The organism is Pantoea sp. GW821-FHT03E06 (assembly GCF_059420725.1).
On record NZ_JBWKUG010000001.1, the window covers coordinates 1447735 to 1470780 of the forward strand.

Here is a 23046-nt window from a genome sequence, read left to right on the forward strand (position 1 = left end):
GTGAATTCATACAGGACCAGCGTCGGGCATGCCCGACGTTGTTGCCTTCTTAATTTACAGGCACCTGGAGAGTTCTCTTGAGCCAGGAATATACAGAAGATAAAGATGTTTCGTTACAACCGCTGAGCAGTGGACGTCGTCTGCTGGAAGCGTTGCTCATTCTTGTGGCCTTGTTCGCCATCTATTTGATGGTGTCGCTGGTTAGTTTTAACCCTTCAGATCCAAGCTGGTCACAAACCGCATGGCACGAGCCCATCCATAATCTGGGTGGCAGCGTCGGCGCATGGCTGGCAGATACGCTGTTATTCATTTTCGGCGTGATGGCCTACGCCATTCCTCCGGTCATTATTGGTCTTTGTTGGATCACTTTCCGTCAGCGTGACCGCCAGGATTACATCGACTACTTTGCCGTTGGTCTGCGCCTGATTGGTGTGCTGGCATTAGTCGTGACGACTTGCGGTCTTGCTGCGCTGAACGTCGATGACATCTGGTATTTTACCTCAGGCGGCGTTATTGGCAGCCTGGTAAGCAATGCCATGGCACCTTGGTTTAGTTCAGCGGGCGGCACGCTGACGCTGCTGTGTGTATGGGCGGCAGGCATCACGCTGTATACCGGTTGGTCCTGGCTGACTATCGCTGAAAGAATCGGCGGTGTCGTGATGGGCGTTCTGACGTTTGCCAGTAATCGCTCACGACATGAAGAACCGTGGCAGGAAGAGGAGTATGACGACGAGGAGCAGTCTGATGATGTGCCGGTTTCATTGCCTGCAGCTCAGTTTGAAAGCGCAGACGATGATGTATTGTTGGCGAAACCCCGCAAAATTAGCGAACCCGTCACAGAAGCGTTAGGTGATGATCCGCTGCTGGCCAAAGCCAGTGCCGCAACTGCCGCTGCGATTGCTGTCACCACGCAAGCCGCACAACAAGCGCCAGCAGCCGCGCAGCCAGGGAACAGCGCGTCCGTAGAACCTGCACCTGTACCACGTTCTGTTGAACCCGTGCCAGCGTCGACTTTTGCTCCCGAGCCCGTTACTGCGACACCGGAACCGGTCGTGCAATCCTCGACACCGCGTTATCGCTTCGAAGTGCCAAATGAACCGGTGCCTTCACCCTATTCGCCTGCCGAGGATGACGAAGGCCCAAGCATGGGCAACTGGCAGGATGCAGCCCCGTCTTCAGCGCCATTAAATACCGCCGCTGCCGCATCATTGGCCGCGGGGGCGATAAAAACGGCGTCATCAACTTCGGCCTACTCGCCAGCATTTGATATCGTGCCCGAGCGTGATTACAACCCGCAAGTGAAGCAGGGCATTGGCCCAGAATTGCCGCGTCCGAACAAAGTCAAATTACCAACGCGTCGTGAATTGGCGTCGTATGGTATTAAGCTGCCTTCACAACGTATGGCGGAAGAGCAGGCAAAAGAAGCTGAACAGCAGCAGCCTGAGGTGACGGCCAGCTATAGCGCGACGTCGCATGAGGATGATGTTGCGTTACAGGAAGCGCAATTGCGTGAGGCCTTCCAGTCTCAGCAGCAGAATCGTTATGGTGAAAGCTGGCAGAATGTGGCTGAGCCCGAAGATGAAGATGCGTTGCAGCAAGCGCAACTTGCTCGTCAGTTTGCCGATCAGCAGCAGCAACGCTATAACGAACCTGCGGAAAAGGAGACTCCAGTCTTTAATCTGGATACGTCTTCTGCCTTTGATTTCTCACCAATGAAAGATTTGGTTGATGATAGCCCAAGCGAGCCGCTGTTCACGCTTTCTGCAGCTCCAGAGGCTGAAGAGCCAGCGCATTGGCAGCAACCTGAGCCGTCACAACCTAAACCGATGCCTTCATTGAGTGAAGAAAGCAGCCCCTGGTCTTCGCCCGAGCAGGAAGCGTATTCTGCGCCGGCGGCCCCCGTAAAACCTGCCGCGCCGGTTCAGGACAGTTTGTTCCACCCGTTCCTGGTTCGCCATGAGCAGCCGCTGGAAAGACCGTCTACGCCGCTGCCAACATTGGATTTGCTCACGCCGCCGCCATCAGAGGAAGAACCCGTTGATATGTTTGCGCTCGAGCAAACGGCGCGTTTGGTTGAAGCGCGACTGGCCGATTATCGTGTGAAGGCCGAAGTCGTTGGTATTTCACCGGGCCCAGTTATTACCCGTTTCGAACTCGATTTGGCGCCGGGCGTTAAGGCTTCACGCATCTCAAATCTGTCGCGAGACCTGGCCCGCTCACTCTCTGCCGTCGCAGTACGCGTAGTGGAAGTGATCCCCGGTAAACCTTACGTTGGGCTTGAGTTACCTAATAAACATCGTCAAACCGTTTATCTGCGCGAAGTGCTGGATTGCCCTAAGTTCCGTGAAAATCCTTCTCCGCTTGCGGTGGTGTTGGGTAAAGACATCGCTGGCCAGCCGGTCGTGGCTGATTTGGCGAAAATGCCTCACTTACTGGTTGCTGGTACTACCGGTTCCGGTAAATCAGTGGGCGTTAACACCATGATCATCAGTATGTTGTATAAAGCTACCCCGGAAGAGGTGCGCTTTATCATGATCGACCCCAAAATGCTGGAGTTGTCAGTCTATGAAGGCATTCCGCATCTGCTGACCGAAGTCGTTACCGATATGAAAGATGCGGCGAATGCGCTGCGCTGGAGTGTGGGTGAGATGGAGCGTCGCTATAAGCTGATGTCAGCATTGGGCGTGCGTAACCTTGCGGGTTACAACGAAAAGATTGAGCAAGCTGCAGCGATGGGCCGACCAATCCCCGATCCATTCTGGAAGCCGGGCGATAGTATGGATACCACGCCACCGGTACTGGAAAAACTGCCGTACATTGTGGTGTTGGTCGATGAATTTGCCGATCTGATGATGGCCGTGGGTAAGAAAGTCGAGGAGTTGATTGCTCGTCTGGCACAGAAAGCGCGTGCGGCGGGTATTCACCTGGTGCTGGCGACGCAGCGTCCTTCAGTTGACGTCATCACCGGTCTGATCAAAGCCAACATTCCAACACGTATTGCCTTTACAGTTTCCAGTAAGATTGATTCACGCACCATTCTTGATCAGGGTGGCGCGGAATCACTGTTGGGGATGGGTGACATGCTCTACATGCCGCCTAACTCCTCCATGCCTGTGCGTGTGCACGGTGCGTTTGTACGCGATCAGGAAGTGCATGCAGTGGTTCAGGACTGGAAAGCACGTGGTCGTCCGCAGTACATCGAGAGTATCACCGCCGGTGAAGAGAGCGAGGGCGCTGCGGGTGGGATGATGGGCGATGAAGAGTTAGATCCGCTGTTCGACCAGGCCGTCTCTTTCGTGGTGGAAAAACGGCGTGCATCAATCTCCGGAGTTCAGCGTCAATTCCGCATTGGTTATAACCGTGCAGCGCGCATCATCGAGCAGATGGAAGCGCAAGGCATTGTTTCTGAACCTGGACACAATGGTAACCGCGAAGTGCTTTCGCCGCCGCCACACGAGATGTAATTTCTGCGTACAGTTGTTTGCTCATGGGCCAGTTAACGCTGGCCCATTGTTTATCTGTTGGTCGATCCCCATATTTTCGGGAGCTTTCGGCTTTTTCTCCTGTCGAAGAGACAGGGCGGCAACTACGTTTAATGTTGTAAGTGTCGGGAAACAATGAATAAGGAATCGAATCAGATGAAATTACGCGTTATTGCCTGCGGCCTATTGGCCAGTTTTGTTTCCGCTTCAGCTTTGGCGGATGCGTCTAGCGATCTACAACAGCGTCTAAATAAAGTGAACAGCTTCCACGCCAGCTTTAGTCAGAAAGTGACTGATGGCAGCGGTGCGAATGTGCAGGACGGTGAAGGCGAACTTTGGGTCAAACGTCCGAGTCTGTTTAACTGGCACATGACTGCGCCAGACGAAAGCGTAATTATTTCTGATGGTAAGAATCTGTGGTTCTATAATCCATTCGTTGAGCAAGCGAGTGTCAGCCTGCTGCAAAATGCCGCGAGTAATACCCCGTTTATGCTTATTGCTCGTAATCAGCCAAGTGACTGGAAGCAATACAATATCTCGCAGAAAGGCGATAACTTCGAGCTGACCCCAAAAAGTAGTGACGGCAATCTTAAGCAGTTCACTATCAATGTTACCTCCTCCGGCACAATCAATAAGTTCAGTGCTGTTGAGCAAGATGGTCAGCACAGCGATTATCAGCTAAAAAGTCAGAATAATGGCGCAATTAGCCCGGATAAATTCACCTTTACTCCGCCAAAAGGAGTAACGGTGGACGATCAACGACAATGAGGTAATGGTGAGTAATCTGTCTCTGGATTTTGCCCCATCAAATGAGTTTCAACCGCTGGCCGCACGCATGCGGCCGGCTACGTTGCAACAATATATTGGGCAGCAGCATCTGCTGGCGCCTGGCAAACCACTGCCGCGCGCCATCGAGGCAGGACATCTGCATTCAATGATTTTATGGGGACCACCAGGGACAGGTAAAACAACGCTCGCAGAAATTATTGGTCATTATGGCAAAGCCGATGTGGAGCGCATCTCTGCCGTGACCTCTGGTGTCAAAGAGATACGTGAAGCCATTGAGCGAGCACGTCAAAATCGACAGGTGGGACGGCGTACTATTCTGTTTGTCGATGAAGTGCATCGCTTCAATAAAAGCCAGCAGGATGCTTTCCTTCCACACATCGAAGACGGCACGATAACCTTTATTGGTGCCACGACAGAAAACCCCTCATTTGAGCTGAACTCGGCGCTGCTTTCGCGTGCGCGCGTATATTTACTCAAATCTCTTACCACAGCCGACATTGAGCAGGTTTTGCTGCAAGCCATGCAAGATGACGATCGCGGTTACGGTAAGAGCGATATTCTGCTACCGGATAATACGCGTCGCATGATTGCCGAGCTGGTGAACGGTGATGCACGGCGTGCGTTGAATACGCTGGAAATGATGGCGGATATGGCAGAGAACAATGCGCAAGGCCAGCGTGAACTAACGCCACAACTGCTCAATGAAGTATCAGGTGAAAGGGCGGCGCGCTTTGATAATAAAGGCGACCGTTTCTACGATTTGATTTCCGCCTTGCATAAATCTGTTCGTGGCTCTGCACCGGATGCTGCGCTTTATTGGTATGCCCGTATCATCACTGCAGGTGGCGATCCTCTGTATGTCGCACGTCGTTTACTGGCTATCGCTTCGGAAGATGTCGGCAACGCCGATCCACGAGGCATGCAGGTTGCGCTTGCTGCCTGGGATTGCTTCACTCGCGTTGGTCCTGCTGAAGGCGAGCGAGCTATTGCACAGGCTATTGTTTACCTCGCCAGCGCCCCCAAAAGTAATGCCGTTTACACCGCTTTCAAAGCAGCGATGCGTGATGCGCGCGAATTTCCAGATTATGATGTGCCGGAACATTTACGCAATGCTCCAACCAGGTTGATGAAAGAGATGGGACTGGGCAAAGAGTATCGCTACGCACATGATGAAACCAACGCCTATGCGGCCGGGGAAGTCTATTTTCCACCTGAAATGGCTAAGACGCGATATTACCAACCTACCAATCGCGGGCTTGAAGGAAAAATTGGTGAAAAACTCGCCTGGCTCGCTGAGCAGGATCAAAATAGCCCGATAAAACGCTACCGCTGATAAACACCTTACGGTAAGGTGAGCAAGGATTTCATTGCATTCCATAGGGATGCGTCCCGCCTTTCATTCAATCAACCTTTTATTACACAGGATTAGCATGCTCGATCCCAACCTGCTGCGTAATGAGCCAGACGCAGTCGCAGAAAAACTGGCACGCCGAGGATTCAAACTGGATGTGGAAACGTTACGTTCGCTCGAAGAGCGTCGTAAAGTCTTGCAGGTAGAAACTGAAAATCTACAGGCTGAGCGTAACTCCCGATCCAAATCCATCGGTCAGGCCAAAGCACGTGGGGAAGATATCGAGCCGCTGCGTCAGGAAGTGAACGCACTGGGCGAACGCCTGGATGCGGCTAAAGCAGAACTGGATGTCCTGCAGAATGAAATTCGTGATTTTGCTCTCGCGTTGCCAAATTTGCCGGTTGATGAAGTTCCACTGGGTAAAGATGACAGCGAGAATCAGGAAATCAGCCGTTGGGGACAGCCGCGTCAGTTTGATTTCCCGGTAAAAGATCACGTCGAGCTGGGTGAAGCCGCCAAAGGCCTGGATTTTGCCGCAGCGGTAAAACTGACCGGCTCACGTTTCATTGTGATGCAAGGGCAAATCGCGCGTCTGCATCGTGCGCTGAGCCAATTTATGCTGGATCTTCATACGCAGCAGCACGGTTATCTCGAAACCTATGTTCCGTATCTGGTGAATCAGGAAACGTTATTTGGTACCGGTCAGTTGCCCAAGTTTGGTGAAGACCTGTTCCACACCAAACCTTTGGGTGAAGAAGCGGGAAGCAGTAATTATGCTCTGATCCCAACGGCGGAAGTGCCACTGACTAATCTGGTGCGTGATGAGATTGTTGAGGAAGAAGCGCTGCCAATTAAACTCACCGCGCACACGCCATGCTTCCGTTCAGAAGCGGGCTCATACGGACGCGATACGCGTGGTTTAATTCGTATGCACCAGTTCGACAAAGTTGAGATGGTGCAGATTGTTGCGCCTGAAACCTCAATGGATGCACTCGAAGAGCTAGTCGGCCATGCAGAGAAAGTGCTGCAGCTGCTGAATCTACCTTACCGCAAAGTGTTGCTATGTACGGGCGATATGGGCTTTGGTTCAGCCAAAACATACGACCTGGAAGTGTGGTTACCTGCGCAGGATACCTATCGCGAAATCTCATCATGTTCCAACATGGGTGATTTCCAGGCGCGCCGTATGCAGGCGCGCTGCCGCAGTAAAACCGACAAAAAGCCACGTTTGTTGCATACCCTTAACGGTTCAGGCTTAGCGGTTGGCCGTACCTTGGTTGCGGTGCTGGAAAATTATCAGCAAGCTGATGGCCGTATTGAGGTACCTGAAGTGTTGCGCCCCTACATGGGTGGCCTGGAATTTGTAGGCTAATTAACACTCTGATATACAAACCCGGCAATGCCGGGTTTTTTTATAACTTAAGCGGTAAAATAATTATTTTTTAGTCGAAATTAATCACAAATAAACGTTATCGACATTATTTGCATGCCAATGGCTAAAAACACTAAATTCAAGTAGATAGATATCCACTCAAGACCGTTCTTATCTCTTCTAACCTGCTGAAGATAAGAAAAATAAATTGTTCCGCAGCAAATCGTGCTGCGACTATTTTTTGCACGTTGACTTTACATTAGCGGATGGCAAACTGCGCGCAATTATCTTCATCTCTTTTGGTTTTACTCCCTATGTCAACCTGGTCGCGCCCCGTCATTTTGCTGCTCTGTGGCTTAATGCTTATGACGGTGTCTATCGCTGTGCTCAATACGCTGGTACCGCTATGGCTTACTCACGATCTGCTGCCAACCTGGCAAGTCGGTATGGCGAGCTCATCGTATTACACTGGTAATTTGCTGGGCACTCTGTTGGCTGGCTGGTTGATCAATCGTTATGGTTTTAATCGCTGCTTCTATCTGGCCAGTGTTCTCTTTGCCTTGGCGACCATGGGTATGGTGCTGCTTGATGGGTTCTACAGCTGGACGATGCTGCGTTTCACCGCAGGTGTAGGTTGTGCATTGATTTGGGTTGTCGTGGAAAGTGCTTTGTTGTGCAGCGGTACCGTACGTAATCGGGGCCAACTGCTCGCTGCTTACATGATCATCTACTATCTGGGTACTGTCGCTGGCCAGTTGCTGGTCAGCCGTGTCTCTACAGAGCTGCTGCATGTTATTCCGTGGGTTACTGCTCTGATTATCTGTGCTGTATTACCGGTGGTTTTTGTACAGGTTACTGTCACTGCGGCAACCGAAGAGGCATCAACTGGGCGCATCTGGATTATGCTGCGCCGTCGCAGTTCTCGTTTAGGAATTAATGGCTGCATCATTTCCGGTATCGTTCTGGGTTCTTTATATGGCCTGATGCCACTTTATCTGTCTCATCAGGGCATGAGCGATGCTACCGTCGGTTATTGGATGGCGCTGCTAGTCAGCTCAGGCATTATTGGCCAATGGCCGGTTGGACGTCTTGCCGACCGTTTCGGACGTCTGATGGTACTGCGCGTGCAGGTTTTTGTGGTCATTTTGGGGGCTATCGCCATGCTTAGCGGTGCCGCGATGGCACCGGCGCTGTTCGTACTCGGTCTGGCTGGCTTTACGCTCTATCCGGTGGCGATGTCATGGGCATGTGAAACTGTGGCCCACCATGAGCTGGTGGCGATGAATCAGGCCTTACTCTTCAGCTATACCGTAGGAAGCTTAGTGGGACCCGGGATGACAGCGCTGCTGATGCAGAATTACTCTGATCGTCTACTGTTTGTGATGATTGCTGCTGTCGCGCTGGTTTATTTGGTTATGCTGTTGCGTAAGGCCGATCATCAGGCAACGCCCGTTGCCCATGCGTAACGTAATCAACATATTAAAAAGGGGAGCCAATGTGGCTCCCCTTTTATTATACGTTTAGTACATCACTTCGTGACCGTAGCTGGCGAGAATATTCTTTACTCGCTCCATAGTTTCTTTGCTCGGCGGCTTAACGCCGTCTAACTTGTACTCTTCACCCATGGCAATCCATTTGTGTTTGCCTAATTCGTGGTAGGGAAGGAGTTCAATCTTTTCGATGTTATCCATATCTTTGGTGAACTCGCCCAGACGGTGAACAGAATCATCATCATCGGAGTAACCGGGTACGACGACAAAACGAATCCAGGTGCGCTTACCCTTCTTCTGCAAATAACGTGCAAAATCCAGGGTGCGATGATTGGAAACACCAACCAGAATCTGATGCACATCATCGTTAATCTGTTTCAGGTCGAGCATCACTAAATCAGTGGCTTCCAGAAGTTCATCGATTACCGGGTCGTAACGGCGAACAAAGCCATTCGTGTCCAGGCAAGTATGGATCCCTTCTGCCTGGCAGGCGCGAAACCAGTCTCGTACAAATTCGGCTTGTAAAATCGCCTCACCACCTGATGCCGTAACGCCACCGCCTGATGCATTCATAAAGTGACGATAGGAGAGGACATCCTTCATCAACTCATCAACGGTGATTTCCTTACCGCCATGCGTATCCCAGGTATCGCGATTATGGCAGTAAAGGCAGCGCATCAGACAGCCCTGGAAAAAGGTGATAAAACGGATGCCTGGGCCGTCAACGGTACCGCAGGATTCAAAAGAGTGGATACGACCGATGGTTGACATTGCGATGTATTCTCCAGGTAAGCCTGAGTATCAGGCAGCACAATCTTTGTTGTGCTTAAAGTGAAAGTCGATTTTGCCAGATTGCCGGAACAAGCAAGCTGGCAAAACAGACTTGTGAAGAAAAGGCCCCCGCAGGAGCCTTTAATCTTAGCGAAAAGCGATTACAACGACTGAGTGAAAGTACGAGTAATTACATCTTTCTGCTGCTCTTTAGTGAGCGAGTTGAAGCGAACAGCGTAACCAGATACACGGATGGTTAACTGAGGATAGTTCTCAGGATGTTCCATTGCATCCAGCAACATCTCACGGTTCATCACGTTGACGTTAAGATGCTGGCCGCCCTCAATGTTGGCTTCGTGATGGAAATAACCATCCATCAGGCCAGCAAGGTTGGTTTTACGCACGTTATCATCTTTACCCAGCGCATTTGGCACGATGGAGAAGGTATAAGAGATACCGTCTTTAGCGTAAGCGAACGGCAGTTTCGCGACTGAAGTCAGTGATGCAACGGCACCTTTCTGGTCACGACCATGCATTGGGTTAGCACCTGGTCCGAATGGCGCACCAGCACGGCGGCCATCTGGGGTATTACCGGTTTTCTTGCCGTAAACCACGTTAGAAGTAATGGTCAGTACCGACTGGGTTGGAACCGCGTTACGGTAGGTTTGCAGTTTCTGAATTTTCTTCATGAAACGTTCAACCAGATCGCAAGCCATGTCATCAACACGCGAGTCATTGTTACCGAACTGCGGATATTCGCCTTCAATTTCGAAGTCTACCGCTAAGCCATCAGCATCACGGATGGTTTTAACTTTGGCATACTTAATTGCAGACAGGGAATCAGCCGCAACCGATAGGCCAGCGATACCACAGGCCATGGTGCGATAGACGTCGCGGTCATGCAGCGCCATGAGTGAAGCTTCATAGCTGTACTTATCGTGCATGTAGTGAATGATGTTCAGGGAAGTGACGTACTGTTTCGCCAGCCAATCCATGAAATGATCCAGGCGAGTCATTACGGTATCGTAATCGAGCACTTCGTCAGTGATTGGCGCTTCTTTCGGGCCAACCTGCATTTTCAGTTTCTCATCCACACCGCCGTTGATTGCGTACAGCAGTGTTTTTGCCAGGTTGGCACGCGCACCGAAGAATTGCATCTGTTTGCCGACAATCATCGGGCTCACACAGCAGGCGATAGCATAGTCATCGTTATCAAAATCAGGACGCATCAGGTCATCATTTTCATACTGCAATGAAGAGGTATCGATGGAGACTTTTGCTGCGTATTTTTTAAAGTTAACCGGCAGTTTTTCTGACCACAGAATGGTCATGTTAGGTTCCGGAGATGGACCCATAGTGTACAGCGTGTTCAGGAAACGGAAGGTACTTTTGGTGACCAGCGTACGGCCATCTACGCCCATGCCTGCCAGCGATTCTGTCGCCCAGATTGGGTCACCTGAGAACAGCTCATCGTATTCAGGGGTACGCAGGAAACGCACCATACGCAGTTTCATCACCAGATGGTCAATCAGTTCCTGTGCAGCTTCTTCGGTGAGCTTACCTGCTTGAATATCGCGATCGATGTAAACATCAAGGAAAGTGGATACGCGACCAAAGGACATTGCCGCACCGTTCTGCGATTTCACTGCCGCCAGGTAGCCGTAATAGGTCCACTGTACTGCTTCTTGTGCGTTCGTGGCTGGCAGAGAGATATCCGAACCATATTTTGCCGCCATCTCTTTAATCTGGCCCAGCGCACGATGCTGTTCAGAGATCTCTTCACGCAAACGGATGGTGGCTTCCAGATTAACGCCATTCTCCATGTCACTTTGCAGTGAATTGAACTGCGCTACCTTATCTTTCATCAGGTAGTCGATGCCGTACAGCGCAACGCGACGATAGTCACCAATGATACGGCCACGGCCATAAGCATCTGGCAAGCCGGTCAATACACCTGATTTACGGCAGCGCATGATATCTGGAGTATAAACATCGAAAACACCCTGGTTATGGGTTTTACGATAATCTGTAAAGACTTTTTTCAGCGCTGGGTCCAGCTCGCGGCCATAAACCTTACAGGAACCTTCAACCATTTTGATGCCGCCAAACGGTATGATGGCACGTTTAAGAGGCGCTTCAGTTTGCAGACCGACGATTTTTTCCAGCGATTTGTTAATGTAACCGGCGTCGTGAGAAGTAATGGTTGATGCCAGGTCGGTATCAAAATCAACCGGAGCATGGGTGCGGTTCTCAATTTTGATGCCTTCAAGCACGCTATCCCACAATTTAGTGGTTGCCGGAGTCGCACCGGCCAGGAAGGACTCATCGCCTTCATACGGTGTGTAGTTTTTCTGGATAAAATCACGGACGTTGACACTATTCTGCCATTCGCCGGCGCTAAATCCTTCCCAGGCTGACGCCATTTTTTCATTCAGTTCGGACATGATATACCTGCCTTATTTAGGGAGACTTTGACGATGGCGCGCTAACTCAGCACGCCCGTATCAATTAATTAATGCACCGACTCATTGCCACGCAGATAGATTACCCAGTAGGTCAAACCGACGAGCAATCCTCCGCCAATAATGTTGCCGATGGTCACTGGAATGAGGTTGTTAAGAATAAAATCGCTAATACTGAGTGCTGGAAATTGTGCTGCACTTGCCCCGGCCATTTGCCAGAACTCAGGGCTGGCAAAATCACGAATAACAATGGCCATCGGAATCAGGAACATGTTGGCGATACTGTGTTCGAAGCCAGAAGCAACAAACATCGCGACGGGTAAGATCATCGCGAACATCTTATCCATTAAGCTGCGGCCGGAATAACTCATCCAGACAGCCAGACAAACCAATAGGTTAGCCAGCGTACCAAGACAGACAGCTTCAATAAAGGTGTGATGCATTTTATGGTCGGCCGTTTGCAGAACATTTAAGCCCCAGGCTCCATTCGCCACCATGTGTTCACCAGCGAACCAAATTAGCGCCACGAAGAACAACGCGCCAAACAGGTTGCCGACATAGACGTTTAACCAATGTCGACCCAGTTGCAGCCAGGTAATACGTCCGCTAGCTTTAGCCACCACGATCAGTACGGTCGAGGTGAAGAGATCCGCACCGCATACAACGACCAACATTAAACCTAATGAAAAACACACACCGCCGATGAGCTTGGCTATACCATAGGGTATCGCTCCACTACCGGTTGTCGCAGTGATGTAGAAAACAAAAGCAATTGAAATAAATACGCCAGCAGTGATGGCCAGGAAGAAAGTGGTTAAAGGGTGTTTTGTTGCTTTATAAATGCCGGCCTCTTCTGCAACTTTCGCCATGGCTGCCGGTAATAATGAATTAAAAGGGTTGTCAGCTTTCACACTAACGCTCTCCAAAAATTGCCTGTAAAGATACTAACAAAGGAGTATAGGTCAGAAATTGACATGGATCATATTTGCCCGAAGGGTGGGTAGTAAGCGAAGCGTTTTGGAGTGAAATTTTTGGTTAAGCACTTGAATATAAATGAATAAATAATTTTTAATTTATGCGAAATAAGTTGAATGGCTATCTATTCCTTACTGTGAATTGTTAAATTGCATTAATAAATGAAGCTCAGTTGTTATTTATTTTTCGGCAAAACGGCTGCTGAATTTGCATTATATAAAAATGGCACTGATTTCTTTCAGTGCCATTTACGTTTGAGCTAATCAGCATGTTTAAAAATTAAATAATGATGATTATTTTTGTGACCAATAACGACGCTTAGCGGCCTGCAGTTTTTCATAAGCTGCTAACAGTGATTGATGCGCAGGGAACGCTTTCAAATCCAGGTCTACAGCTTGCAATCCATAGAATGGTGCTTCGCCGCTGATTGCCGCGGAAGCCGCATCAACAGCTGATTCGCCATACATACGAATAAAGGCGCGATGATATTGAAGCGGATCGCGTTCTTCTTCCATCGCCAGCAGCAGCAGAGTTTGCAGGCAACGGTAATAGTTAGCGCGCTCTTCGCTGAAGATCGACTGATTGAATTCCATTGTCCATTCAGTCCAAATCAACGCCTGGTCCAAATCACCACCGGCCAGAGCCAGCATCGCTTTTAACTCACCAATACGCAGTGTGTACCAGCCATTGTCTTTGCCCGATGCCAGACCTAATAACTCGCGCACGCGGGTAAAATCATCGTGACCTTCTTCATCTAACTGCTCGATAAGCTCGAGGTAGGCTTCAGGTTCCCAGTGGCTTTCTGGTAATGCGATCAAGGTCTCACGCAGCGATGCGCCCATGCTGTTATTAGCTAATAAAAGATCTTCAGCAGGATAGATATCGGACATGCCAGGCACGATGATGCGACAGGCGTAAACGCTCAAGTGCTCGTAATCAGCGATATACACTTCTTTATCTTCCGCACGGAAGATTGCCATTAGTGTATCGAACTCTTCCTGAGTTGTACCCGCAAAGCTCCAGTCGACAAAGGGATAATCCGCATCGTCTTTAAACAGATCCCAGGAAATCAGGCCGCTGGAATCGATGAAATGCGTTTCGAGATTCGCGTGCTCTGCAACTTCTTCATCATCAAAAGTAGGTGGCGTAAAGACATCGAGATCTTTCAGACCACGACCCTGCAATAGTTCAGTTACGGTACGCTCCAGCGCAACGCCGAAGTCTGGATGTGCACCGAACGAGGCGAAGCAGGTGCCGTTTTTGGGATTAAATAGCACAACGCAAATAACCGGATATTTGCCACCCAACGAAGCGTCATAGGAGAAGATGGGGAAACCTTCGGCTTCAAGACGTTCTATCGCTTCAATCACGCCCGGATAGCGCTGCATCACCGCTTCAGGAATCTCTGGCAGACTAATGGATTCTGCGATAATACGATTCTTGATATGGCGCTCAAACACTTCAGACAGGCCTTGCACGCGCGCTTCATTGGCGGTGTTACCCGCAGACATACCATTCGAAACGTACAGATTACCGATGATGTTCATCGGAATATAAACGGTTTGCTGATCTGATTGGCGGGTAAAAGGCAGGCCGCAAATACCGCGCTCGTTGTTGCCCGATTGCAGATCAATCAGTTCTGATGCACCCAGACTCTCTTCAGGATCGTAGAACTTGCGCAGACGCGCATCCAGAATGCCTTCCGGCAAGCTGTCATCTTGCGTGAGCGGGAACCATTTTTCATTTGGATAGTGAACGAAGTCACCGTTCGCAATAGATTTACCCAACCAAAAATCCGCGAAGAAATAGTTAGTTGAGAGGCGCTCAAAATATTCGCCCAGCGCTGAAGCCAGTGCCGCTTTTTTGCTGGCACCTTTGCCGTTCGTAAAGCACAGCGGGCAATCGCGATCGCGAATGTGCACTGACCAGACGTGTGGTACCGGGTTCAGCCAGGAAGCTTCTTCAATGTTGAAACCCAGGTCTTGCAGTTTCTGCTGAAAGCGGGCAATGGAATCTTCCAATGCGGCGTCTTTACCGGGGATAAACGTTTGCGTCATGATGGCGCTCTCTCAAGTCAATGGGGTGGGCGTAAAGCGCGCAATAATACGGGTTTTACGCATGCTTCGCTATTCAGTCCGCCAAATTTATCTCGGCATGATGATGGCGTATACGCCATCTGCCCTTCTGATTTTGACTTCAGGAAGCCGCCTCACAAAATTCCAAAGCTTAATGCATTTATGACATAAGCTGCGGTGGAGCCGGCTCTGGAAATGTGATCGCTGCCGGATTAATGATTGCAGCCATTCGGAGGCAATGATAAAACCGGGGAAGTATTCATAACCGTTCGATATGACAGTGGTGAGGGGAAATGACGCAGGTTTATAATTTTAGCTCCGGTCCGGCTATGCTGCCGGTGGAAGTGCTCCGTCGCGCAGAACAAGAACTGACAAACTGGCATGGATTAGGCACCTCGGTGATGGAAATAAGTCACCGCAGTAAAGAGTTTATTGCTGTCGCGGAAGCGGCCGAACAAGATTTTCGCGATCTGCTAAAGATCCCAGCCAACTACAAAGTTTTGTTCTGCCACGGCGGTGCGCGTGCGCAGTTCGCGGCGATCCCAGGAAACTTACTGGGTGACGCCAAAACGGCGGATTACATCGACGGCGGTTACTGGGCTCATAGTGCCATCAAAGAAGCCGAAAAATTCTGCGTACCCAATACTATTGATGTAAAAACCACGCGTAACGGTAAACGCGCTCTGTTGCCTATGCGCGAATGGCAGTTGAACGATGATGCGGCTTATGTTCATTTCTGCCCGAACGAAACCATTGATGGTATTGCTATTGATGAAGAACCCGATTTTGGCGATAAAGTTGTGGTTGCGGATCTCTCTTCAACTATTTTATCGCGTCCAATTGATATCAGCCGCTACGGCGTTATCTATGCCGGTGCGCAAAAAAATATCGGTCCGGCGGGTTTGACGCTAGTCGTTGTGCGTGAGGATCTGCTAGGTAAAGCACAGCGTTATGTGCCCTCAATTCTTGATTACAAAGTACTAGCTGAAAACGAATCAATGTTTAATACCCCGCCGACTTTTGCGTGGTATCTCTCTGGGCTGGTATTTAAATGGCTGAAAGAGAAGGGCGGTGTTGCTGAGATGGACAAGCTGAATCAATCTAAAGCCGATCTTTTATATGGCGTGATTGATAACAGTACGTTTTATCGCAACGATGTCGCAACCGAAAACCGCTCGCGTATGAACGTGCCATTCCAGCTTGCGGATTCGGCTCTGGATAAAGTGTTTCTTGAGGAGTCTCTCAACGCCGGTCTGCACGCGTTGAAAGGCCATCGCGTGGTTGGCGGTATGCGTGCATCGATCTACAATGCGATGCCGTTGGAAGGCGTTAAAACACTGACTGAATTTATGGTCGACTTCGAACGTCGCCACGGTTAATCCCTCTTTTCATGCCAGTCTGACTGGTATCAGGCCCCGTCACACGATGGGGTCTCGTATTTTCTGGAGATTTGGTTTCACATGCAGGACTCCCTGACTCTACAACCGATTACTCGCGTTGACGGCACGGTAAATTTGCCGGGTTCCAAAAGTGTTTCTAACCGCGCACTTTTGCTGGCTGCACTTGCAAAAGGCACTACGCGCCTGACCAATTTGCTTGATAGCGATGACGTCAAACATATGCTGAACGCGCTACATGCGTTAGGTGTCCAATTCACTCTCTCAGCCGATCGCACGGTGTGTGAAGTTGTAGGTAACGCTGGACCTTTGCAAGCAGAAAAATCGCTCGAGCTATTTCTCGGTAATGCAGGAACGGCAATGCGCCCATTGGCGGCTGCGCTGTGTTTGGGCCAGCAATCGGTAGTGTTGACTGGCGAACCGCGTATGAAAGAACGCCCGATTGGCCACCTGGTTGACGCACTGCGTCAGGGTGGGGCGAATATCGATTATCTGGAGCAGACCGACTATCCACCCGTGCGTCTCAATGGTGGATTTGTGGGCGGTGAAGTTAGCGTAGATGGCAGTGTTTCCAGCCAGTTCCTAACCGCATTGCTGATGACTGCACCGCTGGCAGAGCAAGATACTATTATCTCCATCAAAGGCGATTTGGTTTCCAAGCCCTATATCGACATCACGCTGCATCTGATGCGTAGTTTCGGCGTAGATGTTGATAACCAAAACTATCAGCGATTTGTCGTTCAGGGACAACAGCAGTACCTGTCGCCGGGTGAATACCTTGTGGAAGGTGATGCGTCTTCAGCCTCATATTTTCTCGCTGCGGCAGCCATTAAAGGTGGTACGGTGCGCGTGACGGGCATTGGTCGCAACAGCGTTCAAGGTGACATCCGTTTTGCAGATGTACTTGAAAAAATGGGCGCAGTGATTGAATGGGGAGATGACTACATCTCTTGCACACGTGGTTCACTTAACGCTATCGACATGGATATGAACCATATTCCCGATGCGGCGATGACTATTGCCACGACCGCTTTGTTCGCTCAAGGCACCACCCTGATGCGTAACATTTATAACTGGCGCGTGAAAGAGACCGATCGTCTGGCTGCCATGGCTACTGAATTGCGTAAAGTCGGCGCTGAAGTGGAAGAGGGACACGATTTTATTCGCGTTACACCACCTGAACAACTGCAGCATGCGGACATCGGTACGTATAACGATCACCGGATGGCAATGTGTTTCGCTCTTGTCGCGCTTTCCGATACGCCGGTAACGATCCTTGATCCCGGCTGTACGGCGAAAACCTTCCCGGACTATTTCCAGCAGCTGGCGAAAATTAGCCACGCTTCTTAATGACCCAGCCCGGTGCATCGTACCGGGCTTCTTTGTTCTCACCTGGCCTTATCAGGCGGAAATTTCTCTGAATCTGTCTATATTTCTAGCGCTGTCTAAGCTAAAGGGTAACGAACCTCTCGCAGGCAGCGTATAATGCCGCGCAATCCAAGGCGGCCAAGAAGGCTGACAATAAGCACGCAGCAACAGGAGAGAACAATGACGGCAATCGCCCCGGTTATTACCATCGATGGGCCAAGTGGCGCGGGTAAAGGGACATTATGTAAAGCGATGGCGGAGTCGTTGCAGTGGCACTTGCTGGATTCAGGCGCCATTTATCGCGTTTTGGCGCTGGCTGCCCTTCACCATCAGGTTGATATCGAATCTGAAGAAGCATTGGTGCCGATGGCTGCGCACCTCGACGTGCGTTTTTTATCGGTAGAGGGTGAAATGCAGGTTGTATTGGAAGGTGAAGATGTCACTGGTGAAATACGTACGCAAGAAGTGAGTAATACCGCATCGCGGGTTGCCGCTTTTCCACGTGTACGTGAAGCGCTTTTGCGCCGCCAACGAGCCTTCCGCGAAGAGCCCGGTTTAATCGCCGATGGAAGAGACATGGGCACGGTGGTTTTCCCTGATGCTCCAGTGAAAATCTTCCTCGACGCCAGCTCGGAAGAGCGCGCGCACCGCCGTATGCTACAGTTGCAGGAGAAGGGCTTTAATGTTAACTTTGATCGCCTTTTATCCGAGATAAAGGAACGTGATGACCGCGATCGTAGTCGCGCAATCGCGCCTTTAGTGCCTGCCACAGATGCTTTGGTACTGGATTCAACCAGTATGTCTATCGAGCAAGTGATTGAAAAGGCACTTGATTATGCCAAAAGTAAATTAGGCATTTAATCGTCGGCAAATGAATTGCTGTAACCCTGTACCAAGGACCCGGTGCAGGGCATGTGAAACAACCCCATCCGACAATGAAGTCAGGTGGACGTTAAATTGAAGAATCCTAAGATTATCAATATGACTGAATCTTTTGCTCAACTCTTTGAAGAGTCCCTGAAAGAAATCGAAACCCGTCCGGGTTCCATCGTTCGTGGCGTTGTTGTCTCTATCGACAAAGACGTAGTCCTGGTTGATGCGGGTCTGAAATCTGAATCTGCTATTCCTGCAGAGCAGTTCAAGAACGCAGCCGGCGAACTGGAAATCCAGGTGGGTGACGAAGTTGACGTTGCGCTGGACGCAGTAGAAGACGGCTTCGGTGAAACCCTGCTGTCCCGTGAGAAAGCTAAACGTCATGAAGCTTGGATCACGCTGGAAAAAGCTTACGAAGACGCTGAAACCGTTACCGGTGTTATCAACGGCAAAGTTAAAGGTGGCTTCACAGTTGAGCTGAACGGTATTCGTGCGTTCCTGCCAGGTTCACTGGTAGACGTTCGTCCGGTTCGCGACACACTGCACCTGGAAGGCAAAGAGCTTGAATTCAAAGTAATCAAGCTTGATCAGAAACGTAACAACGTCGTGGTTTCACGTCGCGCGGTTATCGAATCTGAGAACAGCGCTGAGCGTGATCAGCTGCTGGAAAACCTGCAGGAAGGCATGGAAGTTAAAGGTATCGTTAAGAACCTCACTGACTACGGTGCATTCGTGGATCTGGGTGGTGTTGACGGCCTGCTGCACATTACCGATATGGCTTGGAAACGCGTTAAGCATCCGAGCGAAATCGTCAACGTGGGCGACGAAATCACTGTTAAAGTGCTGAAGTTCGACCGCGAGCGTACCCGCGTATCTCTGGGCCTGAAACAGCTGGGCGAAGATCCATGGGTAGCTATCGCTAAGCGTTATCCGGAAGGCACCAAGCTGACCGGTCGTGTAACCAATCTGACTGATTACGGCTGCTTCGTTGAAATCGAAGAAGGCGTTGAAGGTCTGGTACACGTTTCAGAAATGGACTGGACCAACAAAAACATCCATCCGTCTAAAGTTGTTAACGTAGGCGACGTGGTTGAAGTAATGGTTCTGGACATCGATGAAGAACGTCGTCGTATCTCCCTGGGTCTGAAGCAGTGCAAATCTAACCCATGGCAGCTGTTCGCAGAGACCCACAACAAAGGCGATCGTGTTGAAGGTAAAATCAAGTCAATCACTGACTTCGGTATCTTCATCGGCCTGGACGGTGGCATCGACGGTCTGGTTCACCTGTCTGACATCTCCTGGAACGCGACTGGCGAAGAAGCCGTTCGTGAGTACAAAAAAGGCGACGAAATCGCTGCCGTTGTACTGCAGGTTGATGCAGAGCGCGAGCGCATCTCTCTGGGCGTGAAGCAGTTGGCTGAAGATCCATTCAACAACTACATCACCCTGAACAAGAAAGGCGCTATCGTGACGGGTAAAGTCACTGCAGTTGACGCGAAAGGTGCTACAGTAGAATTAGCTGACGGCGTAGAGGGTTACCTGCGCGCTTCTGAAGCTTCTCTGGACCGCATCGAAGACGCAACTCTGGTTCTGAGTGTTGGTGACGACGTTGAAGCGAAATTCACCGGCGTTGACCGTAAGAACCGCGTTGTAAGCCTGTCTGTTCGTGCTAAAGACCAGGCTGATGAGAAAGAAGCTATCAACACTGTTAACACTAAACAGGATGAAGGCAGCAACTTCTCTAGCGCAATGGCTGAAGCGTTCAAAGCGGCTAAAGGCGAGTAATCGACCTAAAGCACCGGACGATGCAAATCGTCCGGTTTCGGTAAAAGCTGTCATACCTTTCCAAACAAGGATTAACCGGAGGTTACATGACCAAGTCAGAACTGATTGAAAGACTTGCTGGCCAGCACACTCATATTCCGGCGAAAGTCGTTGAGGATGCGGTCAAAGAGATGCTTGAGCACATGGCCACTACGTTGGCACAGGGCGAGCGCATTGAAATCCGGGGATTCGGCAGCTTTTCTTTGCATTACCGTGCACCACGTACCGGGCGTAACCCGAAAACGGGTGATAAAGTGGATTTGGAAGGTAAATACGTTCCCCACTTTAAGCCGGGCAAAGAATTGCGTGACCGTGCGAACATCTACGGCTAAGCCGTTACCGAACGATAAAACGACACTTTCGAGTGTCGTTTTTTTTGACTGTAACCAGGCGTGTGCTTTAGCTCCCAAAATGCTGTTGCAGCAAATGTAATATCTGAAAAACTTCTGAATCCCTCTCTGTAAGCCACTTTTTCACCAAAGCTAAATGTTCGTCTGCGATGCAAACTCTTACTCTTCTCAAGGAGAGTAACAATGCAGATGAGCTGGATAGTGCTGGCCAGAATAATGATAGTGGCAGCGTTGCCATTAGGAGTATTGCCGCATATACCCCAAACCAGCGTAATAATCGCCACCGTGGGATTTGCTGTTCTGCTCGGACTGATGCCGCAGCAATGGTTACGTCTGGCCGGCGTTGGCTTATTAATGCTGGCTTGGGCGCTGATGGAAGCCCGGCATATTATCAATACCATCGAGTATTTGGCTGCTGCCCCTGTAGACGCAACAGTACGTATCACCGACGTTCGCGAAGAAAAGCAGCAGTTAACCGTACAAATCATGCGTGTCGGCGAGCGTTATCAGTTTCCGCCAATATATGCCTCACTTAACTATGTCGCGGCGGAACAACCATTCTGCGCCGGTCAACGCTGGCAGATGAAGCTGCGATTACGTGCTATTCACGGCAGGCTAAACGAAGGCGAGTTCGATATTCAGCGCTTTGCATTATCCAACCATATACCGCTGCAAGGTCGAATTATCAGCCAGCGGCCAGAATCGCTAACTTGTAGTTGGCGAACGCGCTTAATCAATTATCACTTGCCTGCTTTTTCTGCATTACAGCAACCTGCAATTGTGCAGGCCCTCGCGTTTGGTATACGTGACAATATGACCGATGAGCAGCGACGGCTACTGCGTGAAACCGGAACGGCTCATTTGATGGCAATCTCTGGCATGCATATCGCGCTTGCGGCTAGCGTGGGGTGGCTGTTGGCGCGTGTCATACAGGGGATCCTTCCGGCACATTTAATGAGCTATTTGTTTCCGCTAGCAGTCAGCGCTTTTACCGCAGTAATTTATGGCTGGGTCTCCGGCAACCATGCCCCGGCACAGCGTGCGTTGATAGCCCTCATGCTCTGGATAGCAATCCGTGCTGCCGGTTGGCAAATGAGTGGATGGCAAGTTTGGACGCTCTGCATTGCGGGATTACTGTGGCTTGATCCGCTAACCGTGTTATCAGAAAGCTTTTGGTTATCGGCACTTGCGGTTGCAATGTTGATTGCATGGTATCAGTGGTTTGCTTTACCCCATCATTTTCGCAGTAAGCGACGATGGTTACCTCTGCAACTGCTGCACCTCCAGTTAGGCATGATGATCCTGATGGCACCGTTACAGATTTTTCTGTTCCAGGGAATTAGCCTAAGTGCTCTGATCGCGAATCTTATCGCGGTCCCCGTCGTCTCTTTTATCACGGTGCCATTGATATTGTTGGCCATGCTCTTTCCTTTGCCATCGATTTCGAATGGGTTGTGGCACCTGGCCGATTTTTCGGTAAGTAAAGTGATGCAAGGATTACAGTGGTTACCTGCGGGCTGGTGGGCATGGAGCGATACGTTGCCCGCTCTCATGCTGATTTGGGGGGGATTGCTATTCTGGCGTAGCGGGTTGATTTATCGCAGCATAATGCCTTGTATTAGTTTGACCGTCGTCCTTTTCCTTTGGCGTAGTAATACACAGCGTGATGATTGGCAAATCGACATGATTGATGTAGGCCACGGTTTAGCGATTGCCATTACGCAGGGTGATGACGTGATGCTGTATGACACTGGCCCAGGTTGGAAGCAGGATGATGCGGGGGCGCGCGTTATTCTGCCGTGGCTGCACTATCACGGCCGCAAGCTGCATTCACTGATATTAAGCCACAAGCATCTGGATCACCGCGGTGGACTACACTCACTCGTTAGCGCTAATCCGAGCATAGAAATTCGTAGCGCCTTGTCAGAAGCGGGGCATATGCCTTGCCATCGAGGGCAGCAATGGCAATGGGGTAAATTGCGATTCACCGCCATATGGCCGCCAGTTAATCAAACGGAAGGGCAAAATAATGATTCATGCGTGGTTCGCGTCGACGATGGACGAGTGAGTCTTTTACTCACGGGAGATATTGAGTTAGAAGCGGAGAGAAAAATTGTCGCGCTGGAAAAAGAGGCGCTGAAAGCGACGTTGTTACAGGTTCCTCATCATGGCAGTCGCACATCTTCGGGACCATTACTGTTACGTAATGTTGCAGGGCAGGCGGCATTTGCTTCGGTGGCACGTTATAACGCCTGGCGTATGCCGGCACAAGCCGTAGTCCAGCGCTATCTTCAGCAGGGTTACATGTGGTTTGACACCGCTCAATCTGGGCAGATTCATATCAGTGTCAGGCAGGGGCATTGGCAAATTAAGGGGTTAAGAGAACAAATAAAGCCTCGTTGGTATCATCAGTGGTTTGGCGTCAAACGTGATTCCAGGTAGAATGAGCGGCTATTTCAAACAGCGT

Annotated in this window: 15 protein-coding genes; 11 read left to right on the forward strand and 4 right to left on the reverse strand. The window is 50.3% G+C overall.

From position 1 onward, the window contains the following. The first annotated feature begins 77 nt into the window (after positions 1-77). The 5 genes from AC07WB_RS06690 to AC07WB_RS06710 all read left to right on the forward strand — a co-directional run bounded on the left by AC07WB_RS06690 (position 78) and on the right by AC07WB_RS06710 (position 8460). Positions 78-3464, forward strand: a complete 3387-nt coding sequence (locus AC07WB_RS06690) for a DNA translocase FtsK 4TM domain-containing protein (protein WP_494940221.1) — start codon at positions 78-80, stop codon at positions 3462-3464. Positions 3465-3638: 174 nt separating this feature from the next. Beyond that, a complete protein-coding gene (gene lolA / locus AC07WB_RS06695; RefSeq protein WP_097094376.1) occupies positions 3639-4250 on the forward strand; it encodes an outer membrane lipoprotein periplasmic chaperone LolA in 612 nt (203 codons plus the stop codon). 7 nt (positions 4251-4257) lie between these two features. Continuing rightward, complete coding sequence (locus AC07WB_RS06700; RefSeq protein ID WP_097097561.1) at positions 4258-5604, forward strand: replication-associated recombination protein A; 1347 nt, start codon at positions 4258-4260, stop codon at positions 5602-5604. 97 nt (positions 5605-5701) lie between these two features. Beyond that, entirely contained in the window at positions 5702-6994 is a 1293-nt protein-coding gene (serS, locus tag AC07WB_RS06705) for a serine--tRNA ligase (protein ID WP_097094375.1), read from the forward strand. Between the two features lie 314 nt (positions 6995-7308). Further along, positions 7309-8460 (forward strand): MFS transporter, encoded by a 1152-nt coding sequence (locus AC07WB_RS06710; RefSeq protein ID WP_097094374.1) that lies wholly within the window; start codon positions 7309-7311, stop codon positions 8458-8460. Positions 8461-8514: 54 nt separating this feature from the next. On the opposite strand, the gene pflA is transcribed toward AC07WB_RS06710, so the two are convergent. The 4 genes from pflA to ycaO form a co-directional block, all read right to left on the reverse strand. Next, a complete protein-coding gene (gene pflA, locus AC07WB_RS06715; RefSeq protein ID WP_097094373.1) occupies positions 8515-9255 on the reverse strand; it encodes a pyruvate formate lyase 1-activating protein in 741 nt (246 codons plus the stop codon). 161 nt (positions 9256-9416) lie between these two features. Then, positions 9417-11699, reverse strand: coding sequence for a formate C-acetyltransferase (pflB, locus tag AC07WB_RS06720; protein ID WP_494940222.1), 2283 nt, complete (start codon positions 11697-11699; stop codon positions 9417-9419). A gap of 68 nt (positions 11700-11767) precedes the next feature. Then, positions 11768-12628: a formate transporter FocA gene (gene focA / locus AC07WB_RS06725; protein ID WP_097097560.1), complete on the reverse strand. Its 861-nt coding sequence runs from the start codon at positions 12626-12628 to the stop codon at positions 11768-11770. 357 nt (positions 12629-12985) lie between these two features. Further along, on the reverse strand, positions 12986-14749 hold the full coding sequence (gene ycaO, locus AC07WB_RS06730) for a 30S ribosomal protein S12 methylthiotransferase accessory factor YcaO (RefSeq protein ID WP_097094371.1): 1764 nt from the start codon (positions 14747-14749) through the stop codon (positions 12986-12988). 311 nt (positions 14750-15060) lie between these two features. Here ycaO and serC point away from each other — a divergent pair, with 311 nt between their 5' ends. The 6 genes from serC (at position 15061) to AC07WB_RS06760 (ending at position 23021) form a co-directional block, all read left to right on the forward strand. Next, the gene (gene serC, locus AC07WB_RS06735) at positions 15061-16146 is read left to right on the forward strand and encodes a 3-phosphoserine/phosphohydroxythreonine transaminase (RefSeq protein ID WP_345826971.1); all 1086 of its coding nucleotides are present in this window, start codon (positions 15061-15063) and stop codon (positions 16144-16146) included. A gap of 81 nt (positions 16147-16227) precedes the next feature. Next, the gene (gene aroA / locus AC07WB_RS06740) at positions 16228-17514 is read left to right on the forward strand and encodes a 3-phosphoshikimate 1-carboxyvinyltransferase (RefSeq protein ID WP_345826970.1); all 1287 of its coding nucleotides are present in this window, start codon (positions 16228-16230) and stop codon (positions 17512-17514) included. Between the two features lie 198 nt (positions 17515-17712). Beyond that, positions 17713-18393 carry a (d)CMP kinase gene (gene cmk, locus AC07WB_RS06745; protein WP_097094368.1) on the forward strand — a complete coding sequence of 227 codons (681 nt, stop codon included), beginning with the start codon at positions 17713-17715 and terminating at the stop codon, positions 18391-18393. Between the two features lie 120 nt (positions 18394-18513). Then, on the forward strand, positions 18514-20190 hold the full coding sequence (rpsA, locus tag AC07WB_RS06750; protein ID WP_049851017.1) for a 30S ribosomal protein S1: 1677 nt from the start codon (positions 18514-18516) through the stop codon (positions 20188-20190). 86 nt (positions 20191-20276) lie between these two features. After that, positions 20277-20561, forward strand: coding sequence for an integration host factor subunit beta (ihfB, locus tag AC07WB_RS06755; protein WP_003849360.1), 285 nt, complete (start codon positions 20277-20279; stop codon positions 20559-20561). Positions 20562-20762: 201 nt separating this feature from the next. Further along, positions 20763-23021, forward strand: coding sequence for a DNA internalization-related competence protein ComEC/Rec2 (locus AC07WB_RS06760; protein ID WP_494940223.1), 2259 nt, complete (start codon positions 20763-20765; stop codon positions 23019-23021). Positions 23022-23046: the final 25 nt, after the last annotated feature.

Excerpts from the sequence above, each read along its gene's own strand:
- ycaO (WP_097094371.1), bottom strand. The coding sequence starts at position 14,749 with ATGACGCAAACGTTTATCCCCGGTAAAGACGCCGCATTGGAAGATTCC.
- pflB (WP_494940222.1), bottom strand. The coding sequence starts at position 11,699 with ATGTCCGAACTGAATGAAAAAATGGCGTCAGCCTGGGAAGGATTTAGC.
- serS (WP_097094375.1), top strand. The coding sequence starts at position 5,702 with ATGCTCGATCCCAACCTGCTGCGTAATGAGCCAGACGCAGTCGCAGAA.
- rpsA (WP_049851017.1), top strand. The coding sequence starts at position 18,514 with ATGACTGAATCTTTTGCTCAACTCTTTGAAGAGTCCCTGAAAGAAATC.
- ihfB (WP_003849360.1), top strand. The coding sequence starts at position 20,277 with ATGACCAAGTCAGAACTGATTGAAAGACTTGCTGGCCAGCACACTCAT.
- lolA (WP_097094376.1), top strand. The coding sequence starts at position 3,639 with ATGAAATTACGCGTTATTGCCTGCGGCCTATTGGCCAGTTTTGTTTCC.
- cmk (WP_097094368.1), top strand. The coding sequence starts at position 17,713 with ATGACGGCAATCGCCCCGGTTATTACCATCGATGGGCCAAGTGGCGCG.
- serC (WP_345826971.1), top strand. The coding sequence starts at position 15,061 with ATGACGCAGGTTTATAATTTTAGCTCCGGTCCGGCTATGCTGCCGGTG.
- aroA (WP_345826970.1), top strand. The coding sequence starts at position 16,228 with ATGCAGGACTCCCTGACTCTACAACCGATTACTCGCGTTGACGGCACG.
- AC07WB_RS06710 (WP_097094374.1), top strand. The coding sequence starts at position 7,309 with ATGTCAACCTGGTCGCGCCCCGTCATTTTGCTGCTCTGTGGCTTAATG.
- AC07WB_RS06760 (WP_494940223.1), top strand. The coding sequence starts at position 20,763 with ATGCAGATGAGCTGGATAGTGCTGGCCAGAATAATGATAGTGGCAGCG.
- pflA (WP_097094373.1), bottom strand. The coding sequence starts at position 9,255 with ATGTCAACCATCGGTCGTATCCACTCTTTTGAATCCTGCGGTACCGTT.